General features: G+C 46.3%; 2 pseudogenes. One reads left to right on the top strand and one right to left on the bottom strand.

Features of this window, described 5'->3' with window-relative positions:
- Nucleotides 1-201: pseudogene (locus R7040_RS27000) on the top strand (PLP-dependent aminotransferase family protein); the annotation flags it as partial.
- A 2-nt stretch (nucleotides 202-203) separates the two neighbouring features.
- Here the strand turns inward: R7040_RS27000 and R7040_RS26995 are convergent.
- Nucleotides 204-669 (bottom strand): annotated as a pseudogene (locus R7040_RS26995) (L-methionine/branched-chain amino acid transporter); the annotation flags it as partial.

Genomic DNA, 669 nt, shown 5'->3' with positions numbered 1-669 from the left:
AGCTGGCAACAAGGGATTGATGAAAACACGTGGACGCAACGAGCCAAAAAGGCGGGCATCGTGATGCGCCCAGTCAGTTTTTATGAGCATCCCGATTTTAAAGCTCGAGATTGGCAGGGCGTCGTGATCGGATATGGGAATGTTCGTCTTGATAACATTGACCCGTTGATTAAACGCCTCTTTGAGCTATTTGACGTCTGAAGTTATTCGACAATGCTCGAGTGTCGTTTTTGTCGCCATTGTTTCCACGGCAGAGAGAGCAGCGCAAAAATGCCAAGGGCGTAAAGCATAGACCAACCTAAACAGATGAACACGCCTGTACATAACACTAAAGAAATTGCCGCGAGGGCTTTTCCTAGTCCGTGCAGCAATTTGTATGCAGCTAGCATTGCCAATAGATAAACCAAAACAAAAATACTGTTGGCCAGTTTTAGGAAAAACTCTAAATCGAGTTTGGATAACGACCCAATCACACAAGACGCAAGTAGCACCGCACCGACTAAAACTGTTGCTGATGAAGGTACGCCTCTACGCGAAATTTTAGCCAGTGGACTGGTTGGACGATGTTCGCGCGCTTGAGCCCAAACCATTCTTGATAGGCTTTGGGTATATAAGTTAACGCTGGCAAAGCACGCAGAAAATCCAATGATACTGATGAGCCACTTTGCG

Source organism: Vibrio sp. 1069 (assembly GCF_033340555.1).
Note: the sequence above shows the minus strand (reverse complement) of the source record. Positions and strands in the feature narration are given on the sequence as shown.